This is a genomic window from Pseudomonas sp. 2848, assembly GCF_003253945.1.
GTDB lineage: Bacteria > Pseudomonadota > Gammaproteobacteria > Pseudomonadales > Pseudomonadaceae > Aquipseudomonas.
The window spans coordinates 50,667-76,045 of sequence record NZ_QKZD01000007.1 but is presented as its reverse complement, the minus strand read 5'-3'; the positions used below and the strand labels follow the sequence as shown (position 1 = coordinate 76,045).

The window sequence follows — 25,379 nt, the reverse complement described above, 5'->3', positions numbered from 1 at the left end:
ACGACGTTGCAAGACATTTCAAGGGGTGATTCCGGGCTGCAGCCGCCGACGGATCGGCTCGAACTCCGCCGCGGCCTTGCGCACCAGTGGATCAGGCGCTCCCGTGTCGATCGCCTGCCAGTACCGCCACGGCACCTTGGCCGAACCCAGTTCGTAGTCCATGCCGTCCCAGCTGTCTTCGCGAAAGCTATAGAACGCCCAATGCAACTGCTGGCGGTCAAGCACCGTGAGGACGTCCTCCAGGTACTGCCGACAACCGGGCAGGCGGCGCATGCAACCGAACTCGCCAACCACCAGGCGCGAACGAGGCAGCTTGATGGCATCAGCCCAATCGACCGGTTGTTGCAGGTAGTGCGCGACTTGCCCGGCGTCCCACTGCTGCGTCTTCCCGGCGAACGGTGCCGGCCCCGGGTAGGCGTATGGCTCGCGCCGCGCCAGGTTCGGCGCACTGGTGGCGGCATAGGGCTCGTACATATGCACGCTGTACAGCACGCGCTCGTCCTCCAGCGCCGCGGGCCAGTAGCCGAAGGCGTCGGCAGCAGCGTACCAGCCGGCATCGACCATCACCGGCGTCTTGCCGTCGACCTCGCGGATCGCCGCTACCAGTTGCCGATAGAGCGCAGGCAGGTCACGCGGCCCTCCCTGCTCGCGGGCGTACCACTGCTTCATCCGGGCAAGATCGGCATGCTCGGCCAGGTCCCCCTGTTTCTCAGGCGCAGGCTCGTTGACGAGGTTGTAGGCGGCGATGGCCGGGTGATCCTTGAGCGCCAGGGCAACATCACGCCAGAAACGCGCGGACTGGGTCCAGAAACGCTTGTCGTGCCACAGCCGGTCGTCGAAACGGCCCTGGTTGTTCTGCGCCCAGCGCATGCCAGGCAGCGACAGTGGCGTGATGACCACCTTGAGCCCAGCGGCGTGGGCGCGGTCTAGCACTTCGACCAGCTGCCGCAGATCGCTGGCAGCCAAGCCTTGGTAATCGTCGGCATTGCTCAACAGGAAATCGCGCTTGGCCGGCTGCCATTTGTCGTACGACAGGCGTACCCAGCTGGCACCGTAGCTTTTCAAGGCATCGAAGTAGGCCTGGTCCGGGGGCAGGCGATTGAAGCTGTTGCCGCCATGGCGAGGTGTATCCCAGAAGTCGATCAGGTCGGCGGCGTTGGCGGGCATGCCGGCAAGCACAAGCAGGCCGGCGAGGATCCAGTGGTGCATGCGAGGCATTCCTGGTGGTTGGCGAGCGAACGAGGATAGAACAAGTGCTTGGTATGGTTTTCCGTTTTCCCCGCAGGATTTTTCAGACGCGACCTACTGCAACGCCAGGCCAAGCACCACCACCAGTTCCAGCAACTCGAGCAGTGCCCCGGCGGTATCCCCGGTGGTCCCTCCCAAGCGCTTGCACATCACCCGTCGCAACCAGGCGAACGCCACTGCCGTCAGCAGCAACACCCATAGCACCGACCAGCCGCCCAAGGTGACGCAGAGTGCCGCGCTGCCCAGCAACACCCACGCGGCGCCGCGCCGCGGCAGATGCTCGGCCAGTGCCGACCCGAGCCCACCGGGCCGCACATAAGGCGTACCGAGGAACAACCCAAGCAGCGCCGCCCGCCCCACCACCGGCGCCAGCACCAGCAGGCCAGCAGCCCCCCGCTCGACCAGTACCCACAGGGCACAGAACTTGAGCAACAACACCAGTACCAGGGTGACCACGGCGATCGGCCCGCTGCGCGGGTCCTTCATGATCTGCAAGGTGCGCTCGCGGTCGCCGAACCCACCCAGCCAGGCATCGGCGCTGTCGGCCAGGCCGTCCAGGTGCAGCGCGCCACTGAGCAACACCCACAACGCCAGCAGCAAGGCCGCGTGCAGAGGGGCCGCCACGCCATGCAGCAGATGGCTGGCCAGCCACAGCAGCACACCGAACAGCAGCCCCACCACGGGATAGAACAGCAGCGAACGCCCCATTTCCTGTGGCGCCGGCATGCCCGGCAGGCGCACCGGCAGGCTGCTGAGAAACTGCAGGGCAATCCAGAACGGCAGCATCTCAGCGCACCTCGTGCAACTGACCGTCTTCAGCCACGGCCAGGCGCACCAGCGCGCCATGGCCGACCTCGACCTGCAACAGTTGCTCGCGCGGCAGCCCGCGCGCGCGCGCCAGCAGCAAGCGCATCACCCCGCCATGGGTCACCACCAACACCCGTTTGCCGGCATGCTCGCGGCGCAGGCGCTCGACCGCGGCCAGCACCCGTTCGGCAAAGGCCAGCACCGGCTCGCCCGCAGGCGGGGTGAACGCATACGGATCACGCCAGAACAGCCCCAGGGCATCGGCGTCGGCCTGCATGATCTGGGCGGCGCTCTGCCCTTCCCAGTCGCCGAAATGCAGCTCACGCATACCGGTCTCACGTTGCACCGGCAAGTTGACCCGTGCCCCCAGCTCTTCGGCAAACGACGCGCAACGCTGCAACGGCGAGCTGACCAGCACGTCCCAGGGGCCGGCATCGGCGACAGCATGACGCATCTGTGCCCAACCACTTTCGGTCAGGGCATCGTCGAGGCTGCCGCGCAGGCCGCCGCCGAGCTCGGTCTCGCCATGACGCAGCAGCTCGAGAATCATACCGGGCGATCCGCCACCGCGGCCTCGGCAAAGGTCGCCATCTGCCCGTGCAGGGCGCAAGCCAGGCGAATCAGCGGCACCGCCAGCGCCGCGCCGCTGCCCTCGCCCAGGCGCAGGCCCAGGGCCAGCAGCGGCTCGGCCTCCAGCGCAGCCAGCAGGGCCTTGTGGCCTGGCTCGGCGCCCTGGTGGGCAAACAGCAGCCACGGGCGGCATTGCGGGTTGAGGCGCACCGCCACCAAGGCGGCGACACTGCAGATGAAGCCGTCGACCAGCACCGCCACGCCATGCTGGGCGCAGGCCAGGTAGGCACCTGCCAGCGCGGCGATTTCAAAGCCACCGACACAGGCCAATGCCCGCAGCGGTTGGTCAGCACGCAGGCCGTGCAGCACCAGGGCGCGCTCGATCACCTCGGCCTTGTGGCGCACGCCGGCGCTGTCCAGGCCGGTGCCCGGGCCGCTCAGCTCACGCGCCGGGCAGCCCAGCAAGGTACTGGCCAGCGCGGCCGCGGCAGTGGTGTTGCCAATGCCCATTTCACCGCCGATGAACAGCTGGGCGCCGTTGTCGAGCGCGCGCAAGGCACTGTCGCGGCCGGCCTGCAACGCCGCCGCCAGCTGCGCGTCGGTCATCGCCGGCTGGCGGGCGAAGTTGGCGGTGCCGGCGCCCAGGCGCAGGTGGTGCACGCCTGGCAGGTGCAGGTCCGCGTCGATAGTGCCGAGGTCGACCACCTGCAGCTCGGCGTCCAGCTCGCGCGCCAGTACGCTGATCGCCGCGCCACCGCCGACGAAGTTGCGCAGCATTTGCCCAGTCACCGCCTGCGGATAGGCGGAGATGCCCTCCTCCACCACGCCATGGTCGCCGGCGAAGATCGTGATGGCGACCCGCTCCAGGCTGGGACGCTCGCGCCCTTGCAGGCCGGCCAGGCGTACCGCCAGGCCTTCGAGCTGGCCGAGGGAGCCGGCCGGCTTGGTCAGCTGTTGCTGACGGGCGCGGGCCTGGTCCATGGCGGCGCTGTCGAGGGGTTGGCAGGCGTCACGCCACCACATCGGGGTCATAAGGCTGGTCCTTTGAGCATGAGAGGGAGGCCGGCGACAGTCAGCACCACGCGCTGGCAGCGTTCAGCCACGGCCTGGTGCAACGTGCCTGCCAGGTCGACATAACGGCGGGTCAGTTCGCCCATGGGCACCACGCCCAGGCCGGTTTCGTTGCTGACCAGGATGATCGTGCCCGGCAGTTGCGCCAGGCTGGCGAGCAGCGCGTCGCGCTCCTGCGCCAGGCGCTGGTCATCATCGAGCATCAGCAGGTTGGTCAGCCACAGCGTCAGGCAGTCCACCAGCAGGCAGCGCCCTTGGGCGGCTTCGGCGTGCAGCACGGCGGCCAGCGCCACGGGCTCCTCCACCAGCCCCCAATGGGGCGGACGCCGTTCGCGGTGCAAGCGCACGCGTTCATTCATCTCGCCGTCCAGCGGCTGGCTGGTGGCGATATAGGTCACCGGCAGGCCGCTGGCTTCGGCCAGTTGCTCGGCCAGGCGGCTCTTGCCCGAACGGGCGCCGCCGAGGATCAGGCTGTGCATTTCAGGCGACTCCACACAGTTCGCGCAGGCGCGCGGTGTCCAGGTGCTGCTCGACCAGATCGGCCAGGCGCTCGATATCGCGCTCGCGCAGGGCCTCGTAGTCGATGGTCTGCGCATCGGCCAGCCCGGCCCAGCGCAGCAGCGCGGCGCACGACTGGCTACCCTCGAACAGGCCATGCAGGTAGGTGGCGAGGATCTGCCCGTCGGCGCTGATGGCGCCATCGGCACGGCCATCGGCCAGTTGCACTGCGGGGCGCTCCAGCGCCAACCCGCTGGTGACGCCGGCATGGATCTCATACCCCGCCACCGGGGCCTGCTCGAGATCGAGCGTACCCGCCACATTACGCAACTGCTTCTCGGATTCCAGCACGGTGCTGTACGCCAGCAGGCCCAGGCCATCACTGGAGCCGGCCGGCCCCTCAAGGCCCAGGGGATCATGCACCTGCTCGCCGAGCATCTGCAGGCCACCGCAGATGCCGATGAGCTTGCCGCCATAACGCAGGTGCCGAGCGATGGCCGTGTCCCAGCCGCGCTCGCGCAGTTGCGCCAGGTCGCCGCGCACGCTCTTGGAGCCGGGCAGGATGATCAGGTCGGCAGGCGGAATCGGCTGGCCCGGGCCGATGAACTGCAGGTCCACCTGCGGATGCAGGCGCAGCGGGTCGAAGTCGGTGTGGTTGCTGATGCGCGGCAACACCGGGACGATCACCTTCAGCAGGCGCTCACCCTTTTCGCCCTGGCGCGTATCGATACCATCCTCGGCCTCCAGGTGCAGGTCGGTGACGTAGGGCAGCACGCCCAGCACCGGCTTGCCGGTGCGCTGCTCCAGCCAGTCCAGGCCAGGTTGCAGCAGGGCGATGTCGCCACGGAAACGGTTGATGACGAAGCCCTTGACCCGCGCCTGCTCGCTCGCCGACAGCAACTCCAGGGTGCCGACCAGGTGGGCGAACACGCCGCCCCGGTTGATATCGGCCACCAGGACCACCGGGCAGTCGACCGCCTCGGCGAAGCCCATGTTGGCGATATCGCCGGCCCGCAGGTTGATCTCCGCCGGGGAACCAGCACCTTCGACCATCACCACCGGATAGGCTTCGCTCAGGCGCTCGTGGGAGGCCAACACCGCCTGCATGGCGATGGTCTTGTAGTCGTGATAGGCCACGGCGTTCATGCTGGTCACCGCCCGGCCATGGACGATCACCTGGGCGCCGGTGTCGCTGTTGGGCTTGAGCAGCACCGGGTTCATGTCGGTGTGCGGCGCCAGCCGGCAGGCCTGGGCCTGCACCGCCTGGGCGCGACCGATCTCGCCGCCGTCGGCGGTCACGGCGCTGTTGAGCGCCATGTTCTGTGGCTTGAACGGCACCACGGCGACACCCTGGCGCAGCAGCCAGCGGCACAGGGCGGTGACCAGCGTGCTCTTGCCGGCATCGGAGGTGGTGCCTTGCACCATGAGGGTGGTCATGCCGATTCCTTGTGGTAGTCCGCCAGGGCCTGGGCCAGGCGTTGTTCGTCAGCCGTCGTGGCGGGCAGGCCGAAGCGCAGCGCGCACGGTCGCTCGAACAGCCGCACCAGGATGCCCCGGCGGGCGAGGTAGTCGTGCAGGTGCGTGGCGCGTTCGTCACGCACGTACTGGAACAGGTCGCAACCGCCGCTGGGTGGCAAGCCTGCGCCTTCGAGCAACCTGGCCAGGCGCTGGCTGGCCAGGGCGCACCGGGCAATCTGCGCCAGGTGCGTCGCCTCGTCGGCGAAGCACGCCTGCCCCAGTACGCGGGTCGGGCCACTGACGGTCCAGGGCCCGAGCGCCTCGGCCAGTTGCCGCAACACATCCGCCTCGGCGACGACGAAGCCCAGCCGCACGCCGGCCAGACCGAAGAACTTGCCGAACGAGCGCAGCACGATCAGCCCGGGTTGTCCGGCCTGATCGACCACGCTGTGTGCCGGCGTGTTGTCCATGAAGGCTTCGTCCACCAGCAACCAGCCACCTCGCGCAGCCAGACGCGCATGCCAGGCCAGCAGCCGTTCGCGCGGCACACGGCGGCCGGTGGGGTTGTTGGGGTTGACCAGTACCAGGACATCCAGGCTGTCGAGTGCGTCCTCGACCAGGGCCTCATCCAGCTCGACCAGCGCATGCCCCGCCCGCGCCCAGGCATGCGGATGTTCGGCATAGCATGGCGTCAGCACCCCGACCCGACCGATCGGACGCAGGTACGGCAAGGCCTGGATCGCCGCCTGGGAGCCAGCTACCGCCAGCAGCGGCTGCGCGCCATAGTAACGCCGCGCCGCCGCTTCCAGGCCGTCCTCGGTCTCGGGCAGTCGAGCCCAGGCGTCCATGGGAATCGGCGGTATCGGGTAAGGCCAGGGTGCGATACCACTGGACAGGTCGAGCCACTGGTGCCGAGGGATCGCGTACTGTTTCACCGCCCGTAGCAGGCGGCCACCGTGCTCAAGCATTCAGGTAGGCTCCCACGCAGATCAATAGCACCCACAGCCAGACGCCGCGCTGTACCAGGTTCCAGCCTCTTTCGATGGCGTCGGCGTCGGCCATCGGCCCCTCGCCCAGGCGCGGGCGTTCGTGCAGCTCGCCGTGATACACCGCCGGGCCACCCAGCTCCACCCCCAGGGCACCGGCCCCCGCCGCCATCACCGGGCCGGCGTTGGGGCTGTCCCACAGCGGCGCCTGCTTGCGCCAGCAGGCCAGGGCCAGGCGGGTCTTGCCCAGCAGCGCATAGGTCAGCGCCACCAGCCTGGCGGGAATATAGTTCAGCCCATCGTCGATGCGTGCCGCGCACCAGCCGAAGCGCTCGAAACGTTCGTTGCGATAGCCCCACATGGCATCCAGGGTATTGCTCAGGCGATACAGCACCACCCCAGGCGCCCCGGCCACGACGAACCAGAACAGCGCGGCGAATACCGCATCGCTGCCGTTCTCCAGCACCGACTCGGTGGCCGCCCGGGCCACGGCAGGTTCGTCCAGTTCACGGGTCTCGCGGCTGACCAGGTAACCGACGCGCCGCCGCGCCTCCGCCAGGTCGCCCTGGCGCAACGCCTGGGCCACCGGCAGCACATGCTCGCCGAGGCTGCGCAGGCCCAGGGCGCAGTACAGCGCCAGCACGTCCACCAGCCAGCCGATAGCGGGCAGCCAGGAAAGGATAAGCGCCAGCAAGGTCAGCGGCACCACCGCCAGGAACCAGGCCGTGACACCGTGGCTGCGCCAGCCCCGGCCACCGGCGTTGAAGCGCTCCTCCAGACGTGCGGCAAGGTTGCCGAAACCGACCAAGGGATGGCGCCGCCGCGGTTCGCCCAGCAGTGCATCCAGGGCCACGCCGGCCACGGTCAGCAAGGCCACGCTCATGGGCATTCCCCCCATTGGTTCTCGTACAGCATGTCACTCAACGGCCGTTGCTCGGCCCAGTCTTCCAGCACCAGCATCGGCGCCGGGTAGAATTCGGTCACCGGCCCGAGGCACAGCACCGCCATGGGCTTGGCGCCTGCGGGCATGCCCAGCAGATCGGCCAGGGCCTGCGGCTCGAACAACGACACCCAGCCCATGCCGAGCCCTTCGGCCCGCGCCGCCAGCCACAGGTTCTGGATGGCGCAGGCCAGCGAAGCCAGGTCCATCTCCGGCAGGGTGCGGCGGCCGAAAACATGCGCCTCGCGCTTGTCCATCAGCGCTGCCACCAGTACCTCGGCGCAGTCGTTGATGCCTTCGACCTTGAGCTTCATGAACTCATCGGAGCGTTCGCCCAGGGCTTCGGCGGTGCGCACCCGCTCCTCCTCCACCAAAGCCTGGATACGTTCGCGCAAACCGCGCTGGCTGATACGAATGAAGCGCCAGGGCTGCATCAGGCCCACGCTGGGGGCCTGGTGAGCAGCGGCCAGCAGACGCCCCAGCAACTCGGGCGCCACCTCGCCGCCGGCAAAATGGCGCATGTCGCGACGCTCACCGATGGCCCGGTAGATCGCCGCGCGCTCAACGGCGCTGTACGCGTGTTCGCTCATGGTCGCAACAGCGCCGCCGCCGCGTCGGGGTTGGACGGAAAATAGAAATGCACGTAGGAAGCGGTCAGCCGCCCCAGGCGGTAAACCGCCTCGTTGCCGCGTCCGCCATTGGGGCTCAGGCCACGGGCAATCGGTTCCAGCTCGGTGCTGGTCAGCGAATGGTGATAGGTGTGGCCGCGCAGGGTGCCTTCGGGCAACTCGACGGCCTGCAGGGCCAGGGCCGCCAGGCGTTTCTGCATGGTTGCCTCGCCCGGCAGCAGGCCTGCCAGCGGCGCACGCACACCGGCCACATCGGTCAGTGCGTCGAGCAGGTAGAGCATGCCGCCACATTCGGCCAGCAGCGGCTTGCCCTCGGCGTGGTGGCCACGGATCGCTCCCAGCATGGGAGCGTTGGCGGCCAGGGCCTGATGGTGCAACTCCGGGTAGCCGCCTGGCAGGTACAGGCTGTCTACATCAGGCAACTCCCGATCATGCAACGGCGAGAAGAATTCGAGCTGCGCGCCGAGGCTGCGCAGCAGGTCCAGGTTGGCGCCATAGGTGAAGGCGAAGGCTTCGTCGTGGGCCACCCCGATGCGCACCCCGGCAAGCGGCGTGGTTACGCCCAGCGGCTCAGGCCGGGCAAAACCGACCGGTGGCGGCAATGCGGCATCGCAGCTGGCACCGAGCGCTTCGGCGGCGGCATCCAGGCGCGCGTCCAGGTCGTTGAGTTCACTGGCCTGGACCAGGCCCAGGTGGCGGCTGGGCAGCTCGATGCCACGCTCGCGGGACAACCCGCCGTACCAGCGCAGGCCTTCGGTGAGACTGCCTTCGAGCAACTGCGCATGGCGCAGGCTGCCAACCCGGTTGGCCAGCACTCCGGCGAACGGCAGGTCGGGCTGGTAGCGCGCCAGGCCCAGGGCCAGGGCGCCGAAGGTCTGGGCCATGGCCGTGCCATCGATCACCGCCAGCACCGGCACGCCGAAATGGCGGGCCAGGTCGGCGCTCGATGGCGTGCCGTCGAACAGCCCCATCACGCCTTCGATCAGGATCAGGTCGGCCTCGCCCGCCGCTTCCCACAGCAGGCGACGACTCTCCTCGGCACCGATCATCCACAAGTCCAACTGGTAGACCGGCGCACCGCTGGCGCGCTCGAGGATCATCGGGTCGAGAAAGTCAGGCCCGCACTTGAACACCCGCACCTTGCGCCCGAGGTTGCGGTGCAGGCGGGCCAGGGCGGCGGTCACCGTGGTCTTGCCCTGGCCCGAGGCCGGGGCAGCGATCAGCACGGCGGGGCATTGGCGTGAGTCACTCACAGCTCGACGCCCTTCTGTGCGCGGATACCGGCCTGGAAGGCGTGCTTGAGCATGCCCATCTCGGTGACGGTGTCGGCCAGTTCGATCATTTCGGGCTTGGCCGCGCGGCCGGTGACGATTACGTGCTGCATCGGTGGGCGGGCCTGGATGTCCGAGAGCACCTGGTCGAGGTCGAGGTAGCCATGCTTGAGGGCGATGTTCAGCTCATCGAGCACCACGAACTGGATCGACGGATCCTGCAGCAACTGGCGCGATACCGCCCAGGCCGCTTCGGCAGCGGCGATGTCGCGCTGGCGGTCCTGGGTCTCCCAGGTAAAGCCCTCGCCCATCACGTGATAGCACACCTGCTCGGGGAAGCGACGGAAGAACAGCTCTTCGCCGGTGCTGTTGCGGCCCTTGATGAACTGCACCACGCCGCACTGCATGCCATGGCCCAGGGCGCGGGCGAGCATGCCGAAAGCCGAGCTGCTCTTACCCTTGCCATTGCCGGTCAGTACCAGCAGCAGGCCGCATTCGTTGGGGGAATTGGCGATGCGCTCGTCGATGATCGCCTTCTTGCGCAGCATGCGCGCCAGGTGACGTTCGTCGCGTTCGGTGGATTCGCTCATCAGGGGTCTCCGCAGGCTGCCGCCGGTGGGCGACAGGGAAAAGGCGGGCAGACGGAGAACGCGCAGGAGCCGTGGCCCCAGGCCACATCACACCGCACATCACCCTCCGTGATGCCGTTGGCAGTGACAGGCCGGTCTCCGGGCTCGTGAGCGGGCCATGCCCGGACGACGCGCCTTCCCGGATACCTGTACCCAGTGGCTATACGCCGTCTTCTACTCACCTACCGTTGCGGGGGCAGCGCCGGATTCGCGCCTGCTGGCGCCCACCGGCTTCCCAGTTTCACCCTGCCGAACCTCGGTTCGCCGGGCACCTGAAACACGCCGCGAAGGTTAGAGGGTTGCACCGGGAGCGTCAATCGAACGAGGACCGATCTGGCCTGGATCAATGGCCGATTCGCCAGCTTGTGCCACACTGAAAGCAGTGATATCACATAGCCACCATTTCGGCTGACCTCGATCACAAATACAAGGAGCGCAGCATGCAAGGCCTGATCATCAACAACCCGCGCCTGGAATTCCTGCGCCCGGCCCTGGAACGCTGGGTCGACTGCATCGACCGCTTCAATCAGTTCCAGGGCGACAACGAAGCCCCGTACTGGCACGGCGCCCCCGCCAATGCCGGGCTGCTCGCGGCCGCCGCCTGGCAGGCCGAGCTGGTGGCGCTGCAGCAGTACACGAGCAAGAAGCAGCGCGACGAAGGCGAACGCGAAGCCCGTGGCGACCTGGCCATCAGCAGCGCCGAGGAATCGATCCACCTGCACACCAGCCAGCGCTGGCCACGCATTGCCCGCCTCGACCTGGCGCCGGCGCTACTGGAAACCGCCAACCAGGCCAAGGCGATCGCTTACGCCAGCCAGCTCAAGGCCGGGGCGCTGTTCGTCACCCCGTGGAAGGCCGGCCAGCACGCCAGCCCCGAGGAACTGCAGGACTTGGCCGATGACCTGCAAAAGCACACCGCCTGTGCGATCGCCTGGTACTTCCCCTATGCCTATCGCAAGCTGCACAACGAATCGGGCCAGTATTATCCCGGGGTAGCACTGCTGCTCAAGCAGGCCTGAGGACGATCAGTCCTCGAAGAAACGGCTTGCCAACGCCTGATTGTCGAGCCTGGCGGCGTAAGCCTGCAGGTCGAACGGCTGCCCGGTACGCAGTTCGTAGAATGTGCCGCTCGCGGGGCGCGACACTTCTCTTAGGACTACGTTGACGAAGTGATAGTCGGCACCTTCTATTTCGCTCAGGTTTTCTATGCGAAAACAGGTGCCCGGCAGAAACAGCGTTTCAGCCTCGGCCGGCAGACTGGAAAACAAGGTGATCGGCACCCCACGCTCATAGTGTCCTGCAGGCAGCTCGAAGACCACTGATGTGTCGTCGAACACCCCCTCGACACCAGTGGCCGTGCTCTGATCTGTGTCAGCGGCAAAACGACGCACGATGTACGGATTTTCCGTGAACGAGGTCAGGTCGGTGCTGACAAGCAGATCACCAACCTTGAGCTGGCCGTTGCGAAAATGCTGACCGCTGGTACCTCGACCGCCAAAACCACCTCGATACAAAGGTACATCGCTGTCCTTTGGCAGCTCCACCAAAGAGTCGGCAAGCTTGTTGAGATACTCCACTTCGTCACCATAGGCAAATTCCCGCCGCCCTTCGCGCAGGAAGCTGTTTATCTGCGAGTCTTCCTCGGTGTAGGTATAGATCAGGTCGTTACGATAGTGAGCGCCATCACGGTAGGTGTATTCCGGCTCGCCGTTCAACATTACGTGGAAGAAGCCGTCTGCATCCTGAGGGCTCCCCTCCTCTTCCACGAACAGGATGTCCTGCTGGGCCAGCAGCGCACGATGCCGAGCCTTCGCGATGTTCGAGAGCGCATTGCTGCGTACCAGATCGGTGCGCATGTATTCATCCCAGAATGCCGACCCCTGGCGGGTCAGCCCGGCCCCGCTCGAAGGAGGGCTGCCGCCCAGCAGACGTGGCCGCTCCAACAACTCCCACTCACCCGCAGAAGACAATCGCACTGGCCGTAGTGGGACATAGGCAAAGGGATTGTCAGATGGCACGACCAGCCAGTGTTCGAGCTCGGAACTGTAGCGCACGCGATAGGGCACACCTTCCAGGGCGATCCAGGTATCCCCCGACGGTCCCATTGTGATTCCCTGGAGCAGGCCTGGCGTCTGTATCGGCGCGCCGAGTACCCGGTTGGCAACCCGGACCTCCAATTCGGCGGCCGGGTTTGCCGAGAGGGTCCAGCCACGCAACGATATGTCGTTTTCATGGAATGGCACTACATGGGACAACGAGGCGAAGCTGCTGCCGAACCCGACCTCGATCATTCCCAAGGCTGCGAACACGCTGTCGAGCATCGCGGTCCGCAGGGCCGCCTTGCGCCCTTGCGCGTCCTTGGCGTGAATCGCCGCATCCACGTCCAGGCCGACCTTGCCCACTGTCGCCCCGAGCAGCACCAAGGCCGCTGGCCACCCCAAGGGCGCAAAGCTACCGAAAATCTTCAGGAAGGCCCCCAGGTAGCCGCGCCACATACCCGAACGCAACTCGCTGTTGCTGGTGATGCGCTCGGCGCCGCGGCGCATCTCTTCACGCGCCTGGGCGGCCAGCAAGGCAAAATAATCACCGACCACCGGCCGGGCGGAGGCCAGGAGCAACGCCAATGCGTCCGCCGCACAGTCCGTGTCGGCCAAGGCCTGCAGCGCCTCGCGTATCGCTGCCGCACCAGCGGCATGGGGATCGGCCGTCAGGGCTCCCAGGTAGCCTGCCCTCAGCTGGCCGTCCTGCAGTTGCTGGCGAAGCCACGCGGCCATTGCCAGAGGTGTTTCGAAGGCGCGCAACACCTCCTGCGCCCAGGGCAGGTACACCACCACCCGCGTCCCCGACAATCGTAAACAGGTGATGGCCGCCCGGTCGCTACCGCCTACGGCAAACCAGCTCGCGGTAATTGGGGTCATGGCGTGTCGGCGCAGCCCTTCGAGGGTTGGCGCAACCCCGATCGCGGTCAGGTGTTGATCCGCCATCTGCCGCAGGCACTGTGCGTCATCCGGAGCAAGCCTGCCAGCGTCCCGGGCGACAGCGATTTGAGCCAACAGGTTGATCTTGGCCAGTACGCGAAAATTCTCGGCATGGCGAGACCAGAACGTGGCCACCTGCTCACAATGCTTGGCCCCAAGGTCCAATGCCCAGAAGTCAGCCTGGACGTCACGGGCCAGCAGCCGCACTTCATTGCGCTCGTCATACCACGCCGCACCCGGCCCCTGCCGGTAGAAACCGCCGTATACATCCAGCTCGTCACTGGCATCCTGGAACGGCAGATCGAAGCGCTGGATCATCAACTGCAGCAAGCCCATGGAGCGGCCCGGCGGCCCGCTGTGCACCCACCCAGTGAAACTGCGGCTGCTGGAACTGGCGTGATTGAACTGATGCCACCATACCCGCTCTGGGTCCAGTTTTTTCCCCGTATGCCTTTGCAGGATCGCTTGTGCATTGCGCAAGGCCAGCTCGTAGGGATCCGGGTAATCCCGCAGCACGTCGTCGACAAGCCGGGCAAGCGCATGCCCCGTGCCAAGCACCTGAAGGTTATGGCAAAGCGTCTGTTCGAGGGGTGTCATGTTCGATTCCTGAAATGGATGTGGAATCGAACATCATCGGGCAAGGCACGCAGTGTGCTGGGGTAGATACATATGCCTGCAAGCTTTCAACGCGCCAGAGTGGGCGCAGTATCAAGGGTTCTGCGCCAGATGCCCCGCAGGGATCACCCGTTTGGCCTGCAGGTAGGCCTTGGCCCAATAGCTGTTGGACAGGTAGTCCAGGCGCACGGTACCGCCAGCGGACGGCGCATGCACGAAACGCCCCTCGCCCACGTAGATCCCGGCATGGCTCACCTGCGAGCCACCGCCAGTGGCAAAGAACACCAGGTCGCCCGACTGCAGGGCGTTGATGTCCACGTTTGGCGCACGCATGACGATCATGTCGCGGGTGGTGCGCGGCAGGTTGATGCCGGCGGCGTCACGATACACGTAGCCAATCAGGCCGCTGCAATCGAAACCGGCGTCCGGCGTGTTGCCGCCCCAGCGATAGGGCGTGCCTACCAGGCCGATGGCTCGGAACAGCACATCGTCCGCCGCGGGCGACGAGGGCGATGGGTTGAACACCATTGGGGCCTTGGCCATCGGTGCCGGAGCGGGTGCACGGCTGGAGCAGGCCGCGAGCAGGGCCACGAGGGAGAAGAATGCGAAGCGCGCCAACATCGCCATGATGTAAACGTCCTGTCGGGAAGCCCCCGGCCATGGCCGAAGGTAAAAAGAGTTGAGAATTTAGATTAGACGCTTTCTGTAAATGCGCACGGCGGCGAGCTTTTCAGCTACGCCGCCGTGGCAGGGTACAGCATTTTGATATCAATTCAATTGCGCGAGATCGTGGTCGGCGCCATGGCGAGCGCGCGTTTGGCCTCGATGAAGGTCTTGCTCCAGTAGCGATCGCCCAGGCTGTCGATGCGCACGCCACCGCTGCGGCGGCTGCTGGAATGGATGAACTGGTTGTCACCCAGGTAGATGCCGGCGTGGCTGACGCGACCACGACCGTTGGTGCTGAAGAACAGCAGGTCGCCGGGCTTGAGCTTGTTGCGCGCGACCTTCGGTGCGTCGACGTTGATCATCTCGCGGGTCGAACGCGGCAGGTTCATGCCGGCCTCTTCGCGGAACAGGTAGCCGATGAAACCGCTGCAGTCGAAGCCGGACTTCTCGGAGGTGCCACCGAAGCGGTAGCGAGTACCGATCAGCGCCATGCCGCGTTCGAGAATGCTGTCGGCCAGCACGGGCAACTGGTACGGCTTGCTGTTGCTGGAAAATGCCTCGAGGTCATCTTCGCTGGCCAGCTCTTCCTCGGTGAATACGGAAGAAGCGGAAGCCTTGGCCTTGACCGATTGCTCGGTGGCCATGCGTTGATCCTGCGAAGGCGCGACCGGGCCGGTGGAGGCACAGCCGTAAAGAAGGGTGACAAGTGCAAGTGGCACGAGGGGTGCGAAGCGCTTCAGCATGGGCACGACCGTGTCTGTAGTCCTTTAGAAGGGGGAAACTATGCCTTCTATCGGACCCATTTGCAAATTTTATCGAAAAACATGTGACTTTTCCGTTTCGACGCTCTGGCACCGTGTTTTCAGCGCTACCAGCCGAGGGTTTCCTTGAGGAAGGGAATGGTCAGCTTGCGCTGGGCCTGCAAGGAAGCCTGGTCGAGACGTTCGAGCAGGTCGAACAGCGCGCTCATGCTGCGCGTGCCACGGGTGAGGATGAAGTGGCCGACTTCGTCGGTCAGGTGCAGGCCGCGGCGCGAAGCGCGCAGTTGCAGGGCGCGCAGCTTGTCCTCGTCGGACATCCCGCGCATCTGGAAGATCAGCGCCAGGGTCAGCCGTGACTTGAGGTCGGCCAGCTTGATCGGCAGCTCCCGCGGCGAGCTGGAGGCTGCCAGCAGCAGGCGCCGGCCACTGTCGCGCAGGCGGTTGAACAGGTGGAACATGGCCTCTTCCCAGTCGGCCTTGCCCGCAATCACGTGCAGGTCATCGATGCATACCAGCTCGTATTGCTCGAGATGGTCGAGCAGTTCGACGCCACGCTCGAGCAATTGCGCCAGGGGCAGGTACACGGCGGGCTCGCCCAGTTGCTGGAAGCGGTGGGTGGCGGCCTGCAACAGGTGGGTACGACCCACGCCCTGCTTGCCCCACAGGTAGATGAGGCTTTCGGTCCAGCCGGCGTCGGCTTCGCAGAGCCGCTCGACATAGCCCAGTGCCGCGGCATTGGCGCCGGGGTAGTAGTTGATGAAGGTGGCGTCGTCGCGCAGACGCACACCCAGGGGCAACTGGATCGGTTTCATGCTCGCGGGCGGTCGCGGGGACCACAGGGGGCCTTTGATGAACAGTGTGCAAAGTCTATACCCGCAACGCGGACGGCACAATCCGGCAGGGGAATAGCACAAGTAAAATCAAGCAGTTGCGTTTAATGCAAGCACATCGCGGGGCAAGCCCGCCCCCCGCCGGGTGTTCAAGACTCCGGGCATGGGAGCGGGCTTGCCCCGCGATCGCTCACAGATCCGGGTCTACTTCCCCGGCGTACATGTCCGATTCCTTGTACAGGTCATGGACATGGCGCAGCAACACCATGATCACCGCCGCCACCGGCAGTGCCAGCAGCACCCCGGTAAAGCCGAACAGCTCACCGCCAGCCAGGATCGCGAAGATCACCGCCACCGGATGCAGGCCGATGCGGTCGCCCACCAGTAGCGGCGTCAGCACCATGCCCTCCAGCGCCTGCCCGACCATGAACACCGCGACGATACCGAGCATGGGGTAGAGGTCGCCGCCGAACTGGAACAACCCGGCGACCAGCGCCGCGCCGATGCCGATGATGAAGCCCATGTATGGCACGATCGCCGCCAGCCCCGCCAGCATGCCGATCAGCAGGCCCAGCTCCAGGCCCACCAGCATCAGCCCCGAGGAATAGATGACGCCCAACGCCAGCATCACCAGCAGTTGCCCGCGCACGAACGCCCCCAGCACCTCGTGGCACTCGCCGGCCAGCTCCACCACCTGCGGCTCGCGCTGACGCGGCAGCAGGCTGCGCAGCTTGGCCATCATCAAGTCCCAGTCACGCAGCAGGTAGAAGCCCACCACCGGGATCAACACCAGGTTGGCCAGCCAGCCGATCAGCGCCAGGCTCGAGGCGGTGGCCTGGGACAGCAGCACGCCGACGATGTCGGTGGTCTGGCCCATGTGCTCGCCGATCGCGGCCTTGATCTTGTCGAACTTCCAGAAGCCGTCGGCCAAGCCCAGGCGGCTCTGCACCCAAGGCAGCGCCACGTGCTGCAGCCAGTCGAGCATCTGCGGCGCCAGCTCGTACAGGCGCAGCAACTGCTTGGCCAGCATCGGCACCAGCACCAGCAACAAGGCCAGGAAGATCAGGGTGAACAGGCTGAACACCACCACCACGCCCCAGGTGCGCGACAGCCCGAGCCGCTCCAGGCGATCGACCAGCGGGTCGGCCAGGTAGGCCAGCAGGATGCCCACCAGGAACGGTGAGAGGATGTTGTGCAGGAAGTACAGCAGCGCGGCGATCACCAAAGCCGCGCCCACCCAGACCCAACGACGCATGTCAGTCATTTGCGCCACTCCTTACCAGCGAAAGCGCAAGCCGTCGAACGGCGTTGCGGCAGTGGTGGGCGGCGTTGTGCCGGTATCGCCCTGCGCGCTCGGCGCAGGCGTGGCGGCTGCAGGTTCGGCAGGCAGCTCCTGCAGCTTGGCCAGGCCCAGCTGGGCGCGCAATTGCTCGCGATTGCCGCTGACCCGGTAGGTCAAGGTGCCGCCTTCGGCCATCTGCAAACGGGCGCCATAAGGCTCCAGTACCCGGCTCAGTTCGGCGTACCGCTGCAGGTTCATCCCCTGCACCTGTACCTGCAGGTCGCTGCTGGCGCCTGGCCGCGTGACATAACGCGGCGCCAGGCGGTTGCTCACCGCCAGCAGCACCGCATCGGCCAGGGCCGCCTGGTCGCTGCCCTCGGCATTGCCCTGTTCACGCTGGTCGCCCAGCCACAACTGCCACTTGCCCTGCCACTTGCCGTCGGCCTCATGGGCGTGCACCGCCAGCAAGGCATCGGCGCCATAGCGCTCGGACGCCTCGCGCAGCGGCGCGGGGTCGTTACCCTCGAGCAGCTTGGCATTGGCCACCAGTTGCTCCTGCAGATCGGCCAATGGCAGGCGCAGGGGCAGGCCGCGATGCTGGGCTGCCCGGCGCAATGGCTCGGCGGCGCCCTGGCCATCGCCGACCAGGCTGCTGCCCTCGACACTGTCGTTCAGCCACCAGCCCAGGACCGACGGCCGGTTGCTGCCCCACAATGCCAGACCGGCCTGGCGCAGGGCGCGCTCGGTGCTGCCGGGGTCGAACTCGACCAGCACCGACTCCGGTGGGCCTGCCTCGGTGCCGACCTGGTTGATGATCTGTTGCGGGTCCTTGCGCAGCGCGGCCAGCGCCGGATTCTGCGCGGCCTTGGGGTCGCCGGTCAGGCGCAGCACCAGGGTATCGAGCGCCTTGCCGGTCGCCTGGGCGCGGGCCTCGCTGCCCTGCCCTTCGACGGGCTCGCGAACCTGATACAGGCCCGAGACGGTTTCGGCCTGCGCGAGGGTGCCGGCCACAGCGAGGCAGGCGCCAGCGAGGAAATTGAGAAGACGCATTGAGGATTCCTGTCCAGATGACCTTGGGGCGACGCGCCCTTGCCTGTGGGCTGTGACCGCGCCACGCCGGAAAATGCTCCGCTGTGCCGCGCCTTTGCGCACGTCGCCATGCCTATACCTTATACAGGCGCCGACGCGGCAACCAGTCGCACAGGGTGAAACAGCGTTTTTTGCCCAGATTTCCCGCCTGCCCGTCGGCCTGAGGATGGCCGCCTTGGGGCAACCCTGATAAAATCGCGCGCCTTCGCAGACCAGTGACGTACAGGCAGCCACCGTTTCTGAAAGTGGCCTTGGCCGTCCCGGTCGTTTTTCTGAATCCCTCCCTCCTAAAGGCCTGGATCAATGAGCAAGCAACCCTCCCTGAGCTACAAAGACGCCGGTGTAGACATCGACGCCGGCGAAGCACTGGTCGAACGCATCAAGGGCGTCGCCAAGCGCACCGCACGCCCTGAAGTCATGGGTGGCCTGGGCGGCTTCGGCGCCCTCTGCGAGATCCCGGCCGGCTACAAGCAGCCGGTGCTGGTCTCCGGCACCGACGGCGTCGGCACCAAGCTGCGCCTGGCGCTGAACCTGAACAAGCACGACAGCATCGGCCAGGACCTGGTCGCCATGTGCGTCAACGACCTGGTGGTGTGCGGCGCCGAGCCGCTGTTCTTCCTCGACTACTACGCCACCGGCAAGCTCAACGTCGACGTGGCCGCCACCGTGGTCACCGGCATCGGCGCCGGTTGCGAACTGGCCGGCTGCTCGCTGGTCGGTGGTGAAACCGCCGAGATGCCAGGCATGTACGAAGGTGAAGACTACGACCTGGCCGGTTTCTGCGTCGGCGTGGTGGAAAAGGCCGAGATCATCGACGGCTCGAAAGTGGTCACCGGTGACGCCCTGATCGCCCTGCCGTCCTCCGGCCCGCACTCCAACGGCTACTCGCTGATCCGCAAGATCCTCGAAGTGTCCGGCACCGACATCGACAACACCCAGCTCGACGGCAAGCCGCTGGCCGACCTGCTGATGGCGCCGACCCGCATCTACGTCAAGCCCCTGCTGCAGCTGATCAAACAGACCGGCGCGGTCAAGGCCATGGCTCACATCACCGGCGGCGGCCTGCTGGACAACATCCCGCGCGTACTGCCAAAAGGCGCCCAGGCCGTGGTCGACGTGGCCAGCTGGCAGCGCCCGGTGGTGTTCGACTTCCTGCAGGAAAAAGGCAACGTCGACGAACATGAAATGCACCGCGTGCTGAACTGCGGCGTGGGCATGGTCATCTGCGTCGCCCAGGACCAGGTCGACAACGCCCTGAACGTGCTGCGCGCCGCCGGCGAGCAGCCGTGGGTCATCGGCCAGATCGCCGAGGCCGCCGAAGGCGCCGCCCAGGTCGAGCTCAAGAACCTCAAGGCACACTGATGCCGGGCAAGACCTGCAACGTCGTGGTACTGCTGTCGGGCTCCGGCAGCAACCTGCAAGCGCTGATCGACAGCAACAGCGGCAGCAACGGCCCAGTACGCATCCGCGCGGTGATTTCCAACCGTGCCGATGCCTATGGCCTGCAACGCGCCAAGGCAGCCGGCATCGACACCGCGCTGCTGGAGCACCAGGACTTCGACGGCCGCGAAGCCTTCGATGCGGCGCTGATGGCGCTGATCGACGGCTTCGCACCCGACCTGGTGGTGCTGGCTGGCTTCATGCGCATCTTGAGTGGCGGCTTCGTGCGCCACTATCAAGGCCGCCTGCTCAACATACATCCGTCACTGTTGCCCAAGTATAAAGGGCTGCACACCCACCAGCGTGCGCTGGAGGCTGGCGATGCCGAGCACGGCTGCAGCGTGCACTTCGTCACCGAGGAACTCGATGGCGGGCCTCTGGTCGTACAGGCTGTGGTGCCGGTTGCAGCGGATGACAGCGCGCAGACGCTTGCCCAGCGCGTGCACCTGCAGGAACACCAGATCTACCCGCTGGCGGTGCGCTGGTTCGCCGAAGGACGCTTGCGTCTGGGCGAGCACGGTGCATTACTGGATGGCCAGCCGCTGGCGGCCAGCGGTCACTTGATTCGATCCTAGGAGAATTTATGCGTCGCGCCCTGCTCTTGGCTCTCGCCGTGCTCGCCCTGCCCCTCCAGGCAGCTGATCTGAAGCCTTTCGCAGCCAGCTACACGGCTGACTGGAAGCAGCTGCCCATGAGCGGCACTGCCGAGCGCAGCCTGGTGAAGAACGCCAACGGTACTTGGGACCTTAATTTCAAGGCCTCCATGATGATCGCCAGCCTGACCGAGCAAAGCACCCTCAAGCTCGACAACGACACCTTGCTGCCGCAGAAGTACCACTTCGAACGCGGCGGCCTGGGCAAGGCGAAGAAAGTCGACCTCACCTTCGACTGGACCGGCAAGAAGGTGACTGGCAGCGACCGTGGCGACGCGATCAGCCTGCCGCTCAACCGTGGCGTGCTGGACAAGTCGTCCTATCAACTGGCGCTGCAGCATGACGTGGCCGCCGGCAAGAAAAGCATGACCTACCAGGTGGTCGACGGTGATGAGATCGACACCTACGACTTCCGCGTGCTGGGCACCGAGAAAGTGGCCACCAAGACTGGCCAGGTCGACGCGGTCAAGGTCGAGCGCGTGCGCGACCCTAGCCAGAGCAAGCGCATCACCGAGCTGTGGTTCGCCAAGGACTGGGACTACCTGCTGGTGCAGCTGCGCCAGGTCGAGACCGATGGCAAGGAATACGTGATCGTGCTGCAGGATGGCACGGTGGACGGCAAGGCGGTCAAAGGCAACTGATAGCGCTGCCTGCAATACCCGAAGCCCCGTCTTGTGCGGGGCTTTTTCATGCCCCCGATGTTCTCCCGAGCTGTTCAGCGTGGGAGCGGCGGTTCGGCGCCCCGACTTGCCCCGCGATTGCGCCCTTGCATGAAACTTGTTTCATCGACAGTTTATTTACTTAGCCTGCTAACAAACTCTATAAAGAGGGTGTGCGACACGCTGTCGCAGCCAACTGAAGCAGTGGAGTTTAACGATGACAGTCCAAGTAACCGAACGCGACGAATCGAAAATGTCCCACGAAGGCCTGGCCGCTGGTGTGCGGATCTGGGATGTGCATCAACAGGGCCAACTGGTCGGCATGTTCCATGATGAGCACCAAGCCCAGCAGTACCGCATGGAGCTGGAATACCTAGAGAACCAGCGACCGTCGCAATAACACCCCCTTCAAACGAAAAACCCCGCCTAGGCGGGGTTTTTCATGCTTACCACATCAGATCGTCAGGGATCTTGTAGGCTGCGTACGGGTCGTCCTCGTCCGCCTCCTCGACATGGGTGTTGAGCAGCAGGATGCGATTGGGGTCGCGCTCCTGGATCTTCACCGCCGCCTCGCGTGGAATCACTTCATAGCCACCGCCATGGGCGACGACGGCCAGCGCGCCGTTGCTCAGCTTGCTGCGCATCAGGGCGTTGACGGCGATGCGCTTGACCTTCTTGTCATCGACGAAGTTGTAGTAGTCCTCGGTATTCAGCTTGGGCAGGCGGGTCGCCTCGATCAATTGCTTGATCTGCGCGGCACGGGCCTTCTGCTCGGCTTTTTCCTGGACCTGGCGGTTCAGCTCCTGGTCTTTTCGGGCTTTCTCGGCCAGGGCTTCCTTGGCCAGGCGCTGCTGGCTGTCGTCCACCTCGGCCTGGCCCTTGTGCTCCAGGCGTTTCTGTTTTTTCTCGGCCTTGTTGGTCTGAGAAACCTGTTTCTGGTTGACCAGACCGGCTTTGAGCAATTGGTCGCGAAGGGAAAGGCTCATGGAAGTTCACTCACTTATGCATCAGCTCAGCCGCAGCTGGGCAGGTTCTTTTCCTGACGCTTGGCCTCGCCCCACAGGGCGTCCAGCTCGTCGAGGGTACGATCTTGGATGTTCAGGCCCTGCTCGCGCAATGCCTGTTCGATGAATCGGAAGCGCCGCTCGAATTTGCGGTTGGCGCGGCGCAGGGCGTTTTCCGGGTCGTGGCGCAGGTGGCGGGCCAGGTTGACGGTGGCGAACAGCAGGTCGCCCAGCTCATCTTCAAGCGCATCGCTGTCGCCATCGGCCATGGCCTGCAGCACTTCGTCGAGCTCCTCGCGCACCTTGTCCAGCACCGGCAGCGCGTCCGGCCAGTCGAAGCCGACCGTGGCGGCGCGCTTCTGCAGCTTGGCCGCCCGTGACAGCGCAGGCAAGGCCGCCGGCACATCGTCGAGCAGCGAGAGCTGTTCAGGCTCGCTCTTCTCGGCGCGCTCCTCGGCCTTGATCTCTTCCCAGCGCGACTTGACCTGGGCCTCGTCCAGCATGGGGGTGTCCAGCGGCGCATAGAGTTCGCCGGTGGGGAATACATGGGGGTGGCGGCGGATCAGCTTGCGGGTGATCGCATCGACCACGCCGTCGAACTCGAAACGCCCTTCTTCCCGTGCCAGCTGGCTGTAGTAGACCACCTGGAACAGCAGGTCGCCCAGCTCGCCCTGCAGGTGCTCGAAGTCGCCGCGCTCGATGGTGTCGGCCACTTCATAGGCCTCTTCGATCGTGTGCGGGACGATGCTGGCGTAGTCCTGCTTGAGGTCCCAGGGGCAACCGTATTGCGGGTCGCGCAGGCGGGCCATCAGGTGCAGCAGGTCGTCGAGGGTGTAGGTCATGGATATCTTTTCCTCAGCGAGGGCCTTGCCCTCGATCGCCGGCAAGCCGGCTCCCACAGGGTTATGCCGTACCTGTGGGAGCTGGCTTGCCAGCGATGGGCCGCACAGCGGCCCCGTTCTGTCTCAAGGGGTACGGTTACGCCGCGTCTCGATGATGTTGGGCAACTGCGAGATCCTGCCAAGCAGGCGCCCGAGAGCGTCCAGCCCAGGGATCTCGATGGTCAGCGACATCAAGGCGGTGTTGTCTTCCTTGTTCGAGCGGGTGTTGACCGCCAGCACGTTGATCTTCTCGTTGAGCAGCACTTGCGACACGTCGCGCAGCAAACCCGGGCGGTCGTAGGCACGGATGATGATGTCGACCGGGTAGGTCTGCACCGGGATCGGCCCCCAGCTGACCTGGATCATGCGCTCCGGCTCCTTGCCCGCCAACTGCAGCACCGAAGCGCAGTCCTGGCGGTGAATGCTCACGCCACGACCCTGGGTGATGTAGCCAACGATGGCATCGCCCGGCAGCGGCTGGCAGCAGCCGGCCATCTGCGTGAGCAGGTTGCCGACGCCCTGGATCTGGATGTCGTTGCGCTTGCCCGAACGGATGCCCCGCGCCTGGCGCGGGATCAGCTCGACCGGCTCCAGGCGCTCGGGTTCGAGCAACTGCTGGGCGGCGTTGACCATATGCGCCAGGCGCAGGTCGCCGGCACCGAGGGCGGCGAACATGTCCTCGGCGGTCTTGACGTTGGCCTTCTCGGCCAGGCGCTCGAAGTCCACCTGCGGCAGGCCCAGACGCGACAGCTCGCGCTCGAGCAGGGTCTTGCCGGCGGCGACGTTCTGGTCTCGGGCCTGCAGCTTGAACCAATGGACGATCTTGGCCCGGGCCCGCGAGGTGGTCACGTAGCCCAGGTTGGAGTTCAGCCAGTCGCGGCTCGGGCTGCCGTGCTTGCTGGTGATGATCTCCACCTGCTCGCCAGTCTGCAGGCTGTAGTTCAGCGGCACGATGCGCCCGTTGATCTTGGCGCCACGGCAGTTGTGGCCGATCTCGGTGTGCACCCGGTAGGCGAAGTCCAGCGGCGTGGAACCCTTGGGCAGGTCGATGGCGTGACCGTCGGGGGTGAACACGTAGACGCGGTCCGGCTCGATATCGACGCGCAGCTGTTCGGCCAGGCCGCCGATATCGCCCAGTTCCTCGTGCCATTCCAGCACCTGGCGCAACCAGGAGATCTTCTCTTCGTAGTGGTTCGAGCTGGGCTTGACGTCGGTACCCTTGTAGCGCCAGTGGGCGCAGACGCCCAGCTCGGCTTCCTCGTGCATGCCATGGGTGCGGATCTGCACCTCGAGCACCTTGCCCTCGGGGCCGATCACCGCGGTGTGCAGGGAGCGATAGCCGTTTTCCTTGGGGTTGGCGATGTAATCGTCGAACTCTTTCGGAATGTGCCGCCACAGGGTGTGGACGATGCCCAGCGCGGTGTAGCAGTCACGCACTTCCGGCACCAGCACGCGTACCGCACGCACGTCGTAGATCTGGCTGAACTCCAGGCCCTTGCGCTGCATCTTGCGCCAGATCGAATAGATGTGTTTCGCCCGGCCACTGATATCGGCGTTGACACCGGTGGCCAGCAGCTCATTCTGCAACTGGTTCATCACATCGCTGATGAACCGCTCGCGGTCCAGCCGGCGCTCGTGCAGCAACTTGGCGATCTGCTTGTACTGGTCGGGCTCGAGGTAGCGGAACGACAGGTCCTCGAGTTCCCACTTGATATGGCCGATACCCAGGCGGTGCGCCAGCGGCGCATAGATGTCGAACACCTCGCGGGCCACGCGCAGGCGTTTTTCGTCATCGGCGGACTTCACCGCCCGGATGGCGCAGGTACGTTCGGCCAGCTTGATCAGCGCCACGCGCACGTCGTCGACCATCGCCACGAGCATCTTGCGCAGGTTCTCGACCTGCGCCTGGGAGCCGAGCACCAGCGACTGGCGCGGGCTGAGGCTGGCACTGATGGCCGCCATGCGCAGCACGCCGTCGATCAGCTTGGACACCACCGGCCCGAAGCGCTGGCCGACCTCGGCCAAGGTCACCTTGCCTTCGCGCACCGAACGGTAGATGACCGCCGCCACCAGGGAATCCTGGTCGAGCTTGAGGTCGGCGAGGATTTCGGCGATCTCGAGCCCCGCCTGGAAACTGGACGTGCCATCGGCCCAGGAATGCTTGGCCGGGTTGCCTTTCTTCTCGACCTCATGGGCAAACTCGCAGGCCTCTTTCAACCCCGGGCGATCGAGTTGCGAATCGACGCTCACCACATGATCGAGCCATGCTTCGAGATTGATACTGCCGTCGTTGTTGACCGGCTGGTGCACTCTCACCTGTACCATCTTTGCTTTACCTTTCCATACAGCGCACCACGCGGGTGCACTGGCTATCACCTGTGCGCCCCTCACTCCCTGAAGGCCGCACCAAGAGG

The 25,379-nt window shown here is 65.8% G+C and carries 25 protein-coding genes and 1 riboswitch; of the genes, 5 read left to right on the top strand and 20 right to left on the bottom strand.

The window, feature by feature from the left end:
- Nucleotides 1–18: 18 nt before the first annotated feature.
- The 11 genes from DFS21_RS15210 to cobO all read right to left on the bottom strand — a co-directional run bounded on the left by DFS21_RS15210 (nt 19) and on the right by cobO (nt 10,068).
- Nucleotides 19–1,209, bottom strand: coding sequence for a glycoside hydrolase family 5 protein (locus DFS21_RS15210; RefSeq protein ID WP_110701129.1), 1,191 nt, complete (start codon nt 1,207–1,209; stop codon nt 19–21).
- A 93-nt stretch (nt 1,210–1,302) separates the two neighbouring features.
- Nucleotides 1,303–2,034, bottom strand: coding sequence for an adenosylcobinamide-GDP ribazoletransferase (locus DFS21_RS15205; protein ID WP_110701132.1), 732 nt, complete (start codon nt 2,032–2,034; stop codon nt 1,303–1,305).
- Nucleotide 2,035: 1 nt separating this feature from the next.
- The gene (gene cobC, locus DFS21_RS15200) at nt 2,036–2,605 is read right to left on the bottom strand and encodes an alpha-ribazole phosphatase family protein (RefSeq protein WP_110701135.1); all 570 of its coding nucleotides are present in this window, start codon (nt 2,603–2,605) and stop codon (nt 2,036–2,038) included.
- Nucleotides 2,602–3,657 carry a nicotinate-nucleotide--dimethylbenzimidazole phosphoribosyltransferase gene (cobT, locus tag DFS21_RS15195; RefSeq protein WP_110701137.1) on the bottom strand — a complete coding sequence of 352 codons (1,056 nt, stop codon included), beginning with the start codon at nt 3,655–3,657 and terminating at the stop codon, nt 2,602–2,604. The genes cobC and cobT overlap by 4 nt, the downstream gene beginning before the upstream one ends.
- Nucleotides 3,654–4,175: a bifunctional adenosylcobinamide kinase/adenosylcobinamide-phosphate guanylyltransferase gene (cobU, locus tag DFS21_RS15190; RefSeq protein WP_110701139.1), complete on the bottom strand. Its 522-nt coding sequence runs from the start codon at nt 4,173–4,175 to the stop codon at nt 3,654–3,656. Before cobU ends, cobT begins: the two co-directional genes overlap by 4 nt.
- A gap of 1 nt (nt 4,176) precedes the next feature.
- Complete coding sequence (locus DFS21_RS15185) at nt 4,177–5,631, bottom strand: cobyric acid synthase (RefSeq protein WP_111532594.1); 1,455 nt, start codon at nt 5,629–5,631, stop codon at nt 4,177–4,179.
- Nucleotides 5,628–6,620 carry a threonine-phosphate decarboxylase CobD gene (gene cobD / locus DFS21_RS15180; RefSeq protein ID WP_111532593.1) on the bottom strand — a complete coding sequence of 331 codons (993 nt, stop codon included), beginning with the start codon at nt 6,618–6,620 and terminating at the stop codon, nt 5,628–5,630. Before cobD ends, DFS21_RS15185 begins: the two co-directional genes overlap by 4 nt.
- The gene (cbiB, locus tag DFS21_RS15175) at nt 6,613–7,521 is read right to left on the bottom strand and encodes an adenosylcobinamide-phosphate synthase CbiB (protein WP_111532592.1); all 909 of its coding nucleotides are present in this window, start codon (nt 7,519–7,521) and stop codon (nt 6,613–6,615) included. Before cbiB ends, cobD begins: the two co-directional genes overlap by 8 nt.
- Nucleotides 7,518–8,168: a 5,6-dimethylbenzimidazole synthase gene (gene bluB / locus DFS21_RS15170; protein WP_111532591.1), complete on the bottom strand. Its 651-nt coding sequence runs from the start codon at nt 8,166–8,168 to the stop codon at nt 7,518–7,520. The genes cbiB and bluB overlap by 4 nt, the downstream gene beginning before the upstream one ends.
- Nucleotides 8,165–9,460: a cobyrinate a,c-diamide synthase gene (locus DFS21_RS15165; RefSeq protein ID WP_110701149.1), complete on the bottom strand. Its 1,296-nt coding sequence runs from the start codon at nt 9,458–9,460 to the stop codon at nt 8,165–8,167. The genes bluB and DFS21_RS15165 overlap by 4 nt, the downstream gene beginning before the upstream one ends.
- Nucleotides 9,457–10,068 (bottom strand): cob(I)yrinic acid a,c-diamide adenosyltransferase, encoded by a 612-nt coding sequence (cobO, locus tag DFS21_RS15160; protein ID WP_111532590.1) that lies wholly within the window; start codon nt 10,066–10,068, stop codon nt 9,457–9,459. The genes DFS21_RS15165 and cobO overlap by 4 nt, the downstream gene beginning before the upstream one ends.
- A 111-nt stretch (nt 10,069–10,179) precedes the next feature.
- Nucleotides 10,180–10,398, bottom strand: a riboswitch (cobalamin riboswitch).
- Between the two features lie 149 nt (nt 10,399–10,547).
- On the opposite strand from cobO, the gene DFS21_RS15155 reads away from it, so the two are divergent.
- Nucleotides 10,548–11,126, top strand: coding sequence for a hypothetical protein (locus DFS21_RS15155; protein WP_111532589.1), 579 nt, complete (start codon nt 10,548–10,550; stop codon nt 11,124–11,126).
- A gap of 6 nt (nt 11,127–11,132) precedes the next feature.
- On the opposite strand, the gene DFS21_RS15150 is transcribed toward DFS21_RS15155, so the two are convergent.
- The 6 genes from DFS21_RS15150 to DFS21_RS15125 form a co-directional block, all read right to left on the bottom strand.
- Nucleotides 11,133–13,682 carry a dermonecrotic toxin domain-containing protein gene (locus DFS21_RS15150; RefSeq protein WP_111532588.1) on the bottom strand — a complete coding sequence of 850 codons (2,550 nt, stop codon included), beginning with the start codon at nt 13,680–13,682 and terminating at the stop codon, nt 11,133–11,135.
- Between the two features lie 111 nt (nt 13,683–13,793).
- Nucleotides 13,794–14,327, bottom strand: a complete 534-nt coding sequence (locus DFS21_RS15145; protein ID WP_110701155.1) for a C40 family peptidase — start codon at nt 14,325–14,327, stop codon at nt 13,794–13,796.
- A 146-nt stretch (nt 14,328–14,473) separates the two neighbouring features.
- Nucleotides 14,474–15,109, bottom strand: a complete 636-nt coding sequence (locus DFS21_RS15140) for a C40 family peptidase (protein ID WP_031314898.1) — start codon at nt 15,107–15,109, stop codon at nt 14,474–14,476.
- Between the two features lie 125 nt (nt 15,110–15,234).
- Nucleotides 15,235–15,939, bottom strand: a complete 705-nt coding sequence (gene hda, locus DFS21_RS15135) for a DnaA regulatory inactivator Hda (protein ID WP_031314897.1) — start codon at nt 15,937–15,939, stop codon at nt 15,235–15,237.
- Between the two features lie 208 nt (nt 15,940–16,147).
- Nucleotides 16,148–17,221, bottom strand: coding sequence for an AI-2E family transporter (locus DFS21_RS15130; RefSeq protein ID WP_110701157.1), 1,074 nt, complete (start codon nt 17,219–17,221; stop codon nt 16,148–16,150).
- 12 nt (nt 17,222–17,233) lie between these two features.
- Nucleotides 17,234–18,289, bottom strand: coding sequence for a DUF2066 domain-containing protein (locus tag DFS21_RS15125; RefSeq protein WP_110701159.1), 1,056 nt, complete (start codon nt 18,287–18,289; stop codon nt 17,234–17,236).
- Between the two features lie 342 nt (nt 18,290–18,631).
- Here DFS21_RS15125 and purM point away from each other — a divergent pair, with 342 nt between their 5' ends.
- From purM to DFS21_RS15105, 4 genes are all read left to right on the top strand, one after another.
- Nucleotides 18,632–19,690, top strand: coding sequence for a phosphoribosylformylglycinamidine cyclo-ligase (purM, locus tag DFS21_RS15120; RefSeq protein ID WP_038706623.1), 1,059 nt, complete (start codon nt 18,632–18,634; stop codon nt 19,688–19,690).
- A complete protein-coding gene (gene purN / locus DFS21_RS15115; protein ID WP_111532587.1) occupies nt 19,690–20,343 on the top strand; it encodes a phosphoribosylglycinamide formyltransferase in 654 nt (217 codons plus the stop codon). The genes purM and purN overlap by 1 nt, the downstream gene beginning before the upstream one ends.
- Before the next feature lie 8 nt (nt 20,344–20,351).
- Entirely contained in the window at nt 20,352–21,062 is a 711-nt protein-coding gene (locus tag DFS21_RS15110) for a DUF3108 domain-containing protein (RefSeq protein ID WP_023630171.1), read from the top strand.
- A gap of 235 nt (nt 21,063–21,297) precedes the next feature.
- Nucleotides 21,298–21,480 (top strand): hypothetical protein, encoded by a 183-nt coding sequence (locus DFS21_RS15105; protein WP_023630170.1) that lies wholly within the window; start codon nt 21,298–21,300, stop codon nt 21,478–21,480.
- 46 nt (nt 21,481–21,526) lie between these two features.
- On the opposite strand, the gene DFS21_RS15100 is transcribed toward DFS21_RS15105, so the two are convergent.
- The 3 genes from DFS21_RS15100 to relA all read right to left on the bottom strand — a co-directional run bounded on the left by DFS21_RS15100 (nt 21,527) and on the right by relA (nt 25,290).
- Nucleotides 21,527–22,066: a DUF2058 domain-containing protein gene (locus DFS21_RS15100; protein ID WP_110701163.1), complete on the bottom strand. Its 540-nt coding sequence runs from the start codon at nt 22,064–22,066 to the stop codon at nt 21,527–21,529.
- 26 nt (nt 22,067–22,092) lie between these two features.
- A complete protein-coding gene (mazG, locus tag DFS21_RS15095) occupies nt 22,093–22,926 on the bottom strand; it encodes a nucleoside triphosphate pyrophosphohydrolase (protein ID WP_023630168.1) in 834 nt (277 codons plus the stop codon).
- A 123-nt stretch (nt 22,927–23,049) separates the two neighbouring features.
- Nucleotides 23,050–25,290 (bottom strand): GTP diphosphokinase, encoded by a 2,241-nt coding sequence (gene relA, locus DFS21_RS15090; protein ID WP_046854530.1) that lies wholly within the window; start codon nt 25,288–25,290, stop codon nt 23,050–23,052.
- Between the last annotated feature and the right edge of the window lie 89 nt (nt 25,291–25,379).

Bases quoted from the DNA above. Each gene is read 5' to 3' on its own strand.
- DFS21_RS15210 (WP_110701129.1), bottom strand. From the start codon at position 1,209: ATGCACCACTGGATCCTCGCCGGCCTGCTTGTGCTTGCCGGCATGCCC.
- DFS21_RS15205 (WP_110701132.1), bottom strand. From the start codon at position 2,034: ATGCTGCCGTTCTGGATTGCCCTGCAGTTTCTCAGCAGCCTGCCGGTG.
- cobC (WP_110701135.1), bottom strand. From the start codon at position 2,605: ATGATTCTCGAGCTGCTGCGTCATGGCGAGACCGAGCTCGGCGGCGGC.
- cobT (WP_110701137.1), bottom strand. From the start codon at position 3,657: ATGACCCCGATGTGGTGGCGTGACGCCTGCCAACCCCTCGACAGCGCC.
- cobU (WP_110701139.1), bottom strand. From the start codon at position 4,175: ATGCACAGCCTGATCCTCGGCGGCGCCCGTTCGGGCAAGAGCCGCCTG.
- DFS21_RS15185 (WP_111532594.1), bottom strand. From the start codon at position 5,631: ATGACCACCCTCATGGTGCAAGGCACCACCTCCGATGCCGGCAAGAGC.
- cobD (WP_111532593.1), bottom strand. From the start codon at position 6,620: ATGCTTGAGCACGGTGGCCGCCTGCTACGGGCGGTGAAACAGTACGCG.
- cbiB (WP_111532592.1), bottom strand. From the start codon at position 7,521: ATGAGCGTGGCCTTGCTGACCGTGGCCGGCGTGGCCCTGGATGCACTG.
- bluB (WP_111532591.1), bottom strand. From the start codon at position 8,168: ATGAGCGAACACGCGTACAGCGCCGTTGAGCGCGCGGCGATCTACCGG.
- cobO (WP_111532590.1), bottom strand. From the start codon at position 10,068: ATGAGCGAATCCACCGAACGCGACGAACGTCACCTGGCGCGCATGCTG.
- DFS21_RS15155 (WP_111532589.1), top strand. From the start codon at position 10,548: ATGCAAGGCCTGATCATCAACAACCCGCGCCTGGAATTCCTGCGCCCG.
- DFS21_RS15150 (WP_111532588.1), bottom strand. From the start codon at position 13,682: ATGACACCCCTCGAACAGACGCTTTGCCATAACCTTCAGGTGCTTGGC.
- DFS21_RS15145 (WP_110701155.1), bottom strand. From the start codon at position 14,327: ATGGCGATGTTGGCGCGCTTCGCATTCTTCTCCCTCGTGGCCCTGCTC.
- DFS21_RS15140 (WP_031314898.1), bottom strand. From the start codon at position 15,109: ATGCTGAAGCGCTTCGCACCCCTCGTGCCACTTGCACTTGTCACCCTT.
- hda (WP_031314897.1), bottom strand. From the start codon at position 15,939: ATGAAACCGATCCAGTTGCCCCTGGGTGTGCGTCTGCGCGACGACGCC.
- DFS21_RS15130 (WP_110701157.1), bottom strand. From the start codon at position 17,221: ATGACTGACATGCGTCGTTGGGTCTGGGTGGGCGCGGCTTTGGTGATC.
- DFS21_RS15125 (WP_110701159.1), bottom strand. From the start codon at position 18,289: ATGCGTCTTCTCAATTTCCTCGCTGGCGCCTGCCTCGCTGTGGCCGGC.
- purM (WP_038706623.1), top strand. From the start codon at position 18,632: ATGAGCAAGCAACCCTCCCTGAGCTACAAAGACGCCGGTGTAGACATC.
- purN (WP_111532587.1), top strand. From the start codon at position 19,690: ATGCCGGGCAAGACCTGCAACGTCGTGGTACTGCTGTCGGGCTCCGGC.
- DFS21_RS15110 (WP_023630171.1), top strand. From the start codon at position 20,352: ATGCGTCGCGCCCTGCTCTTGGCTCTCGCCGTGCTCGCCCTGCCCCTC.
- DFS21_RS15105 (WP_023630170.1), top strand. From the start codon at position 21,298: ATGACAGTCCAAGTAACCGAACGCGACGAATCGAAAATGTCCCACGAA.
- DFS21_RS15100 (WP_110701163.1), bottom strand. From the start codon at position 22,066: ATGAGCCTTTCCCTTCGCGACCAATTGCTCAAAGCCGGTCTGGTCAAC.
- mazG (WP_023630168.1), bottom strand. From the start codon at position 22,926: ATGACCTACACCCTCGACGACCTGCTGCACCTGATGGCCCGCCTGCGC.
- relA (WP_046854530.1), bottom strand. From the start codon at position 25,290: ATGGTACAGGTGAGAGTGCACCAGCCGGTCAACAACGACGGCAGTATC.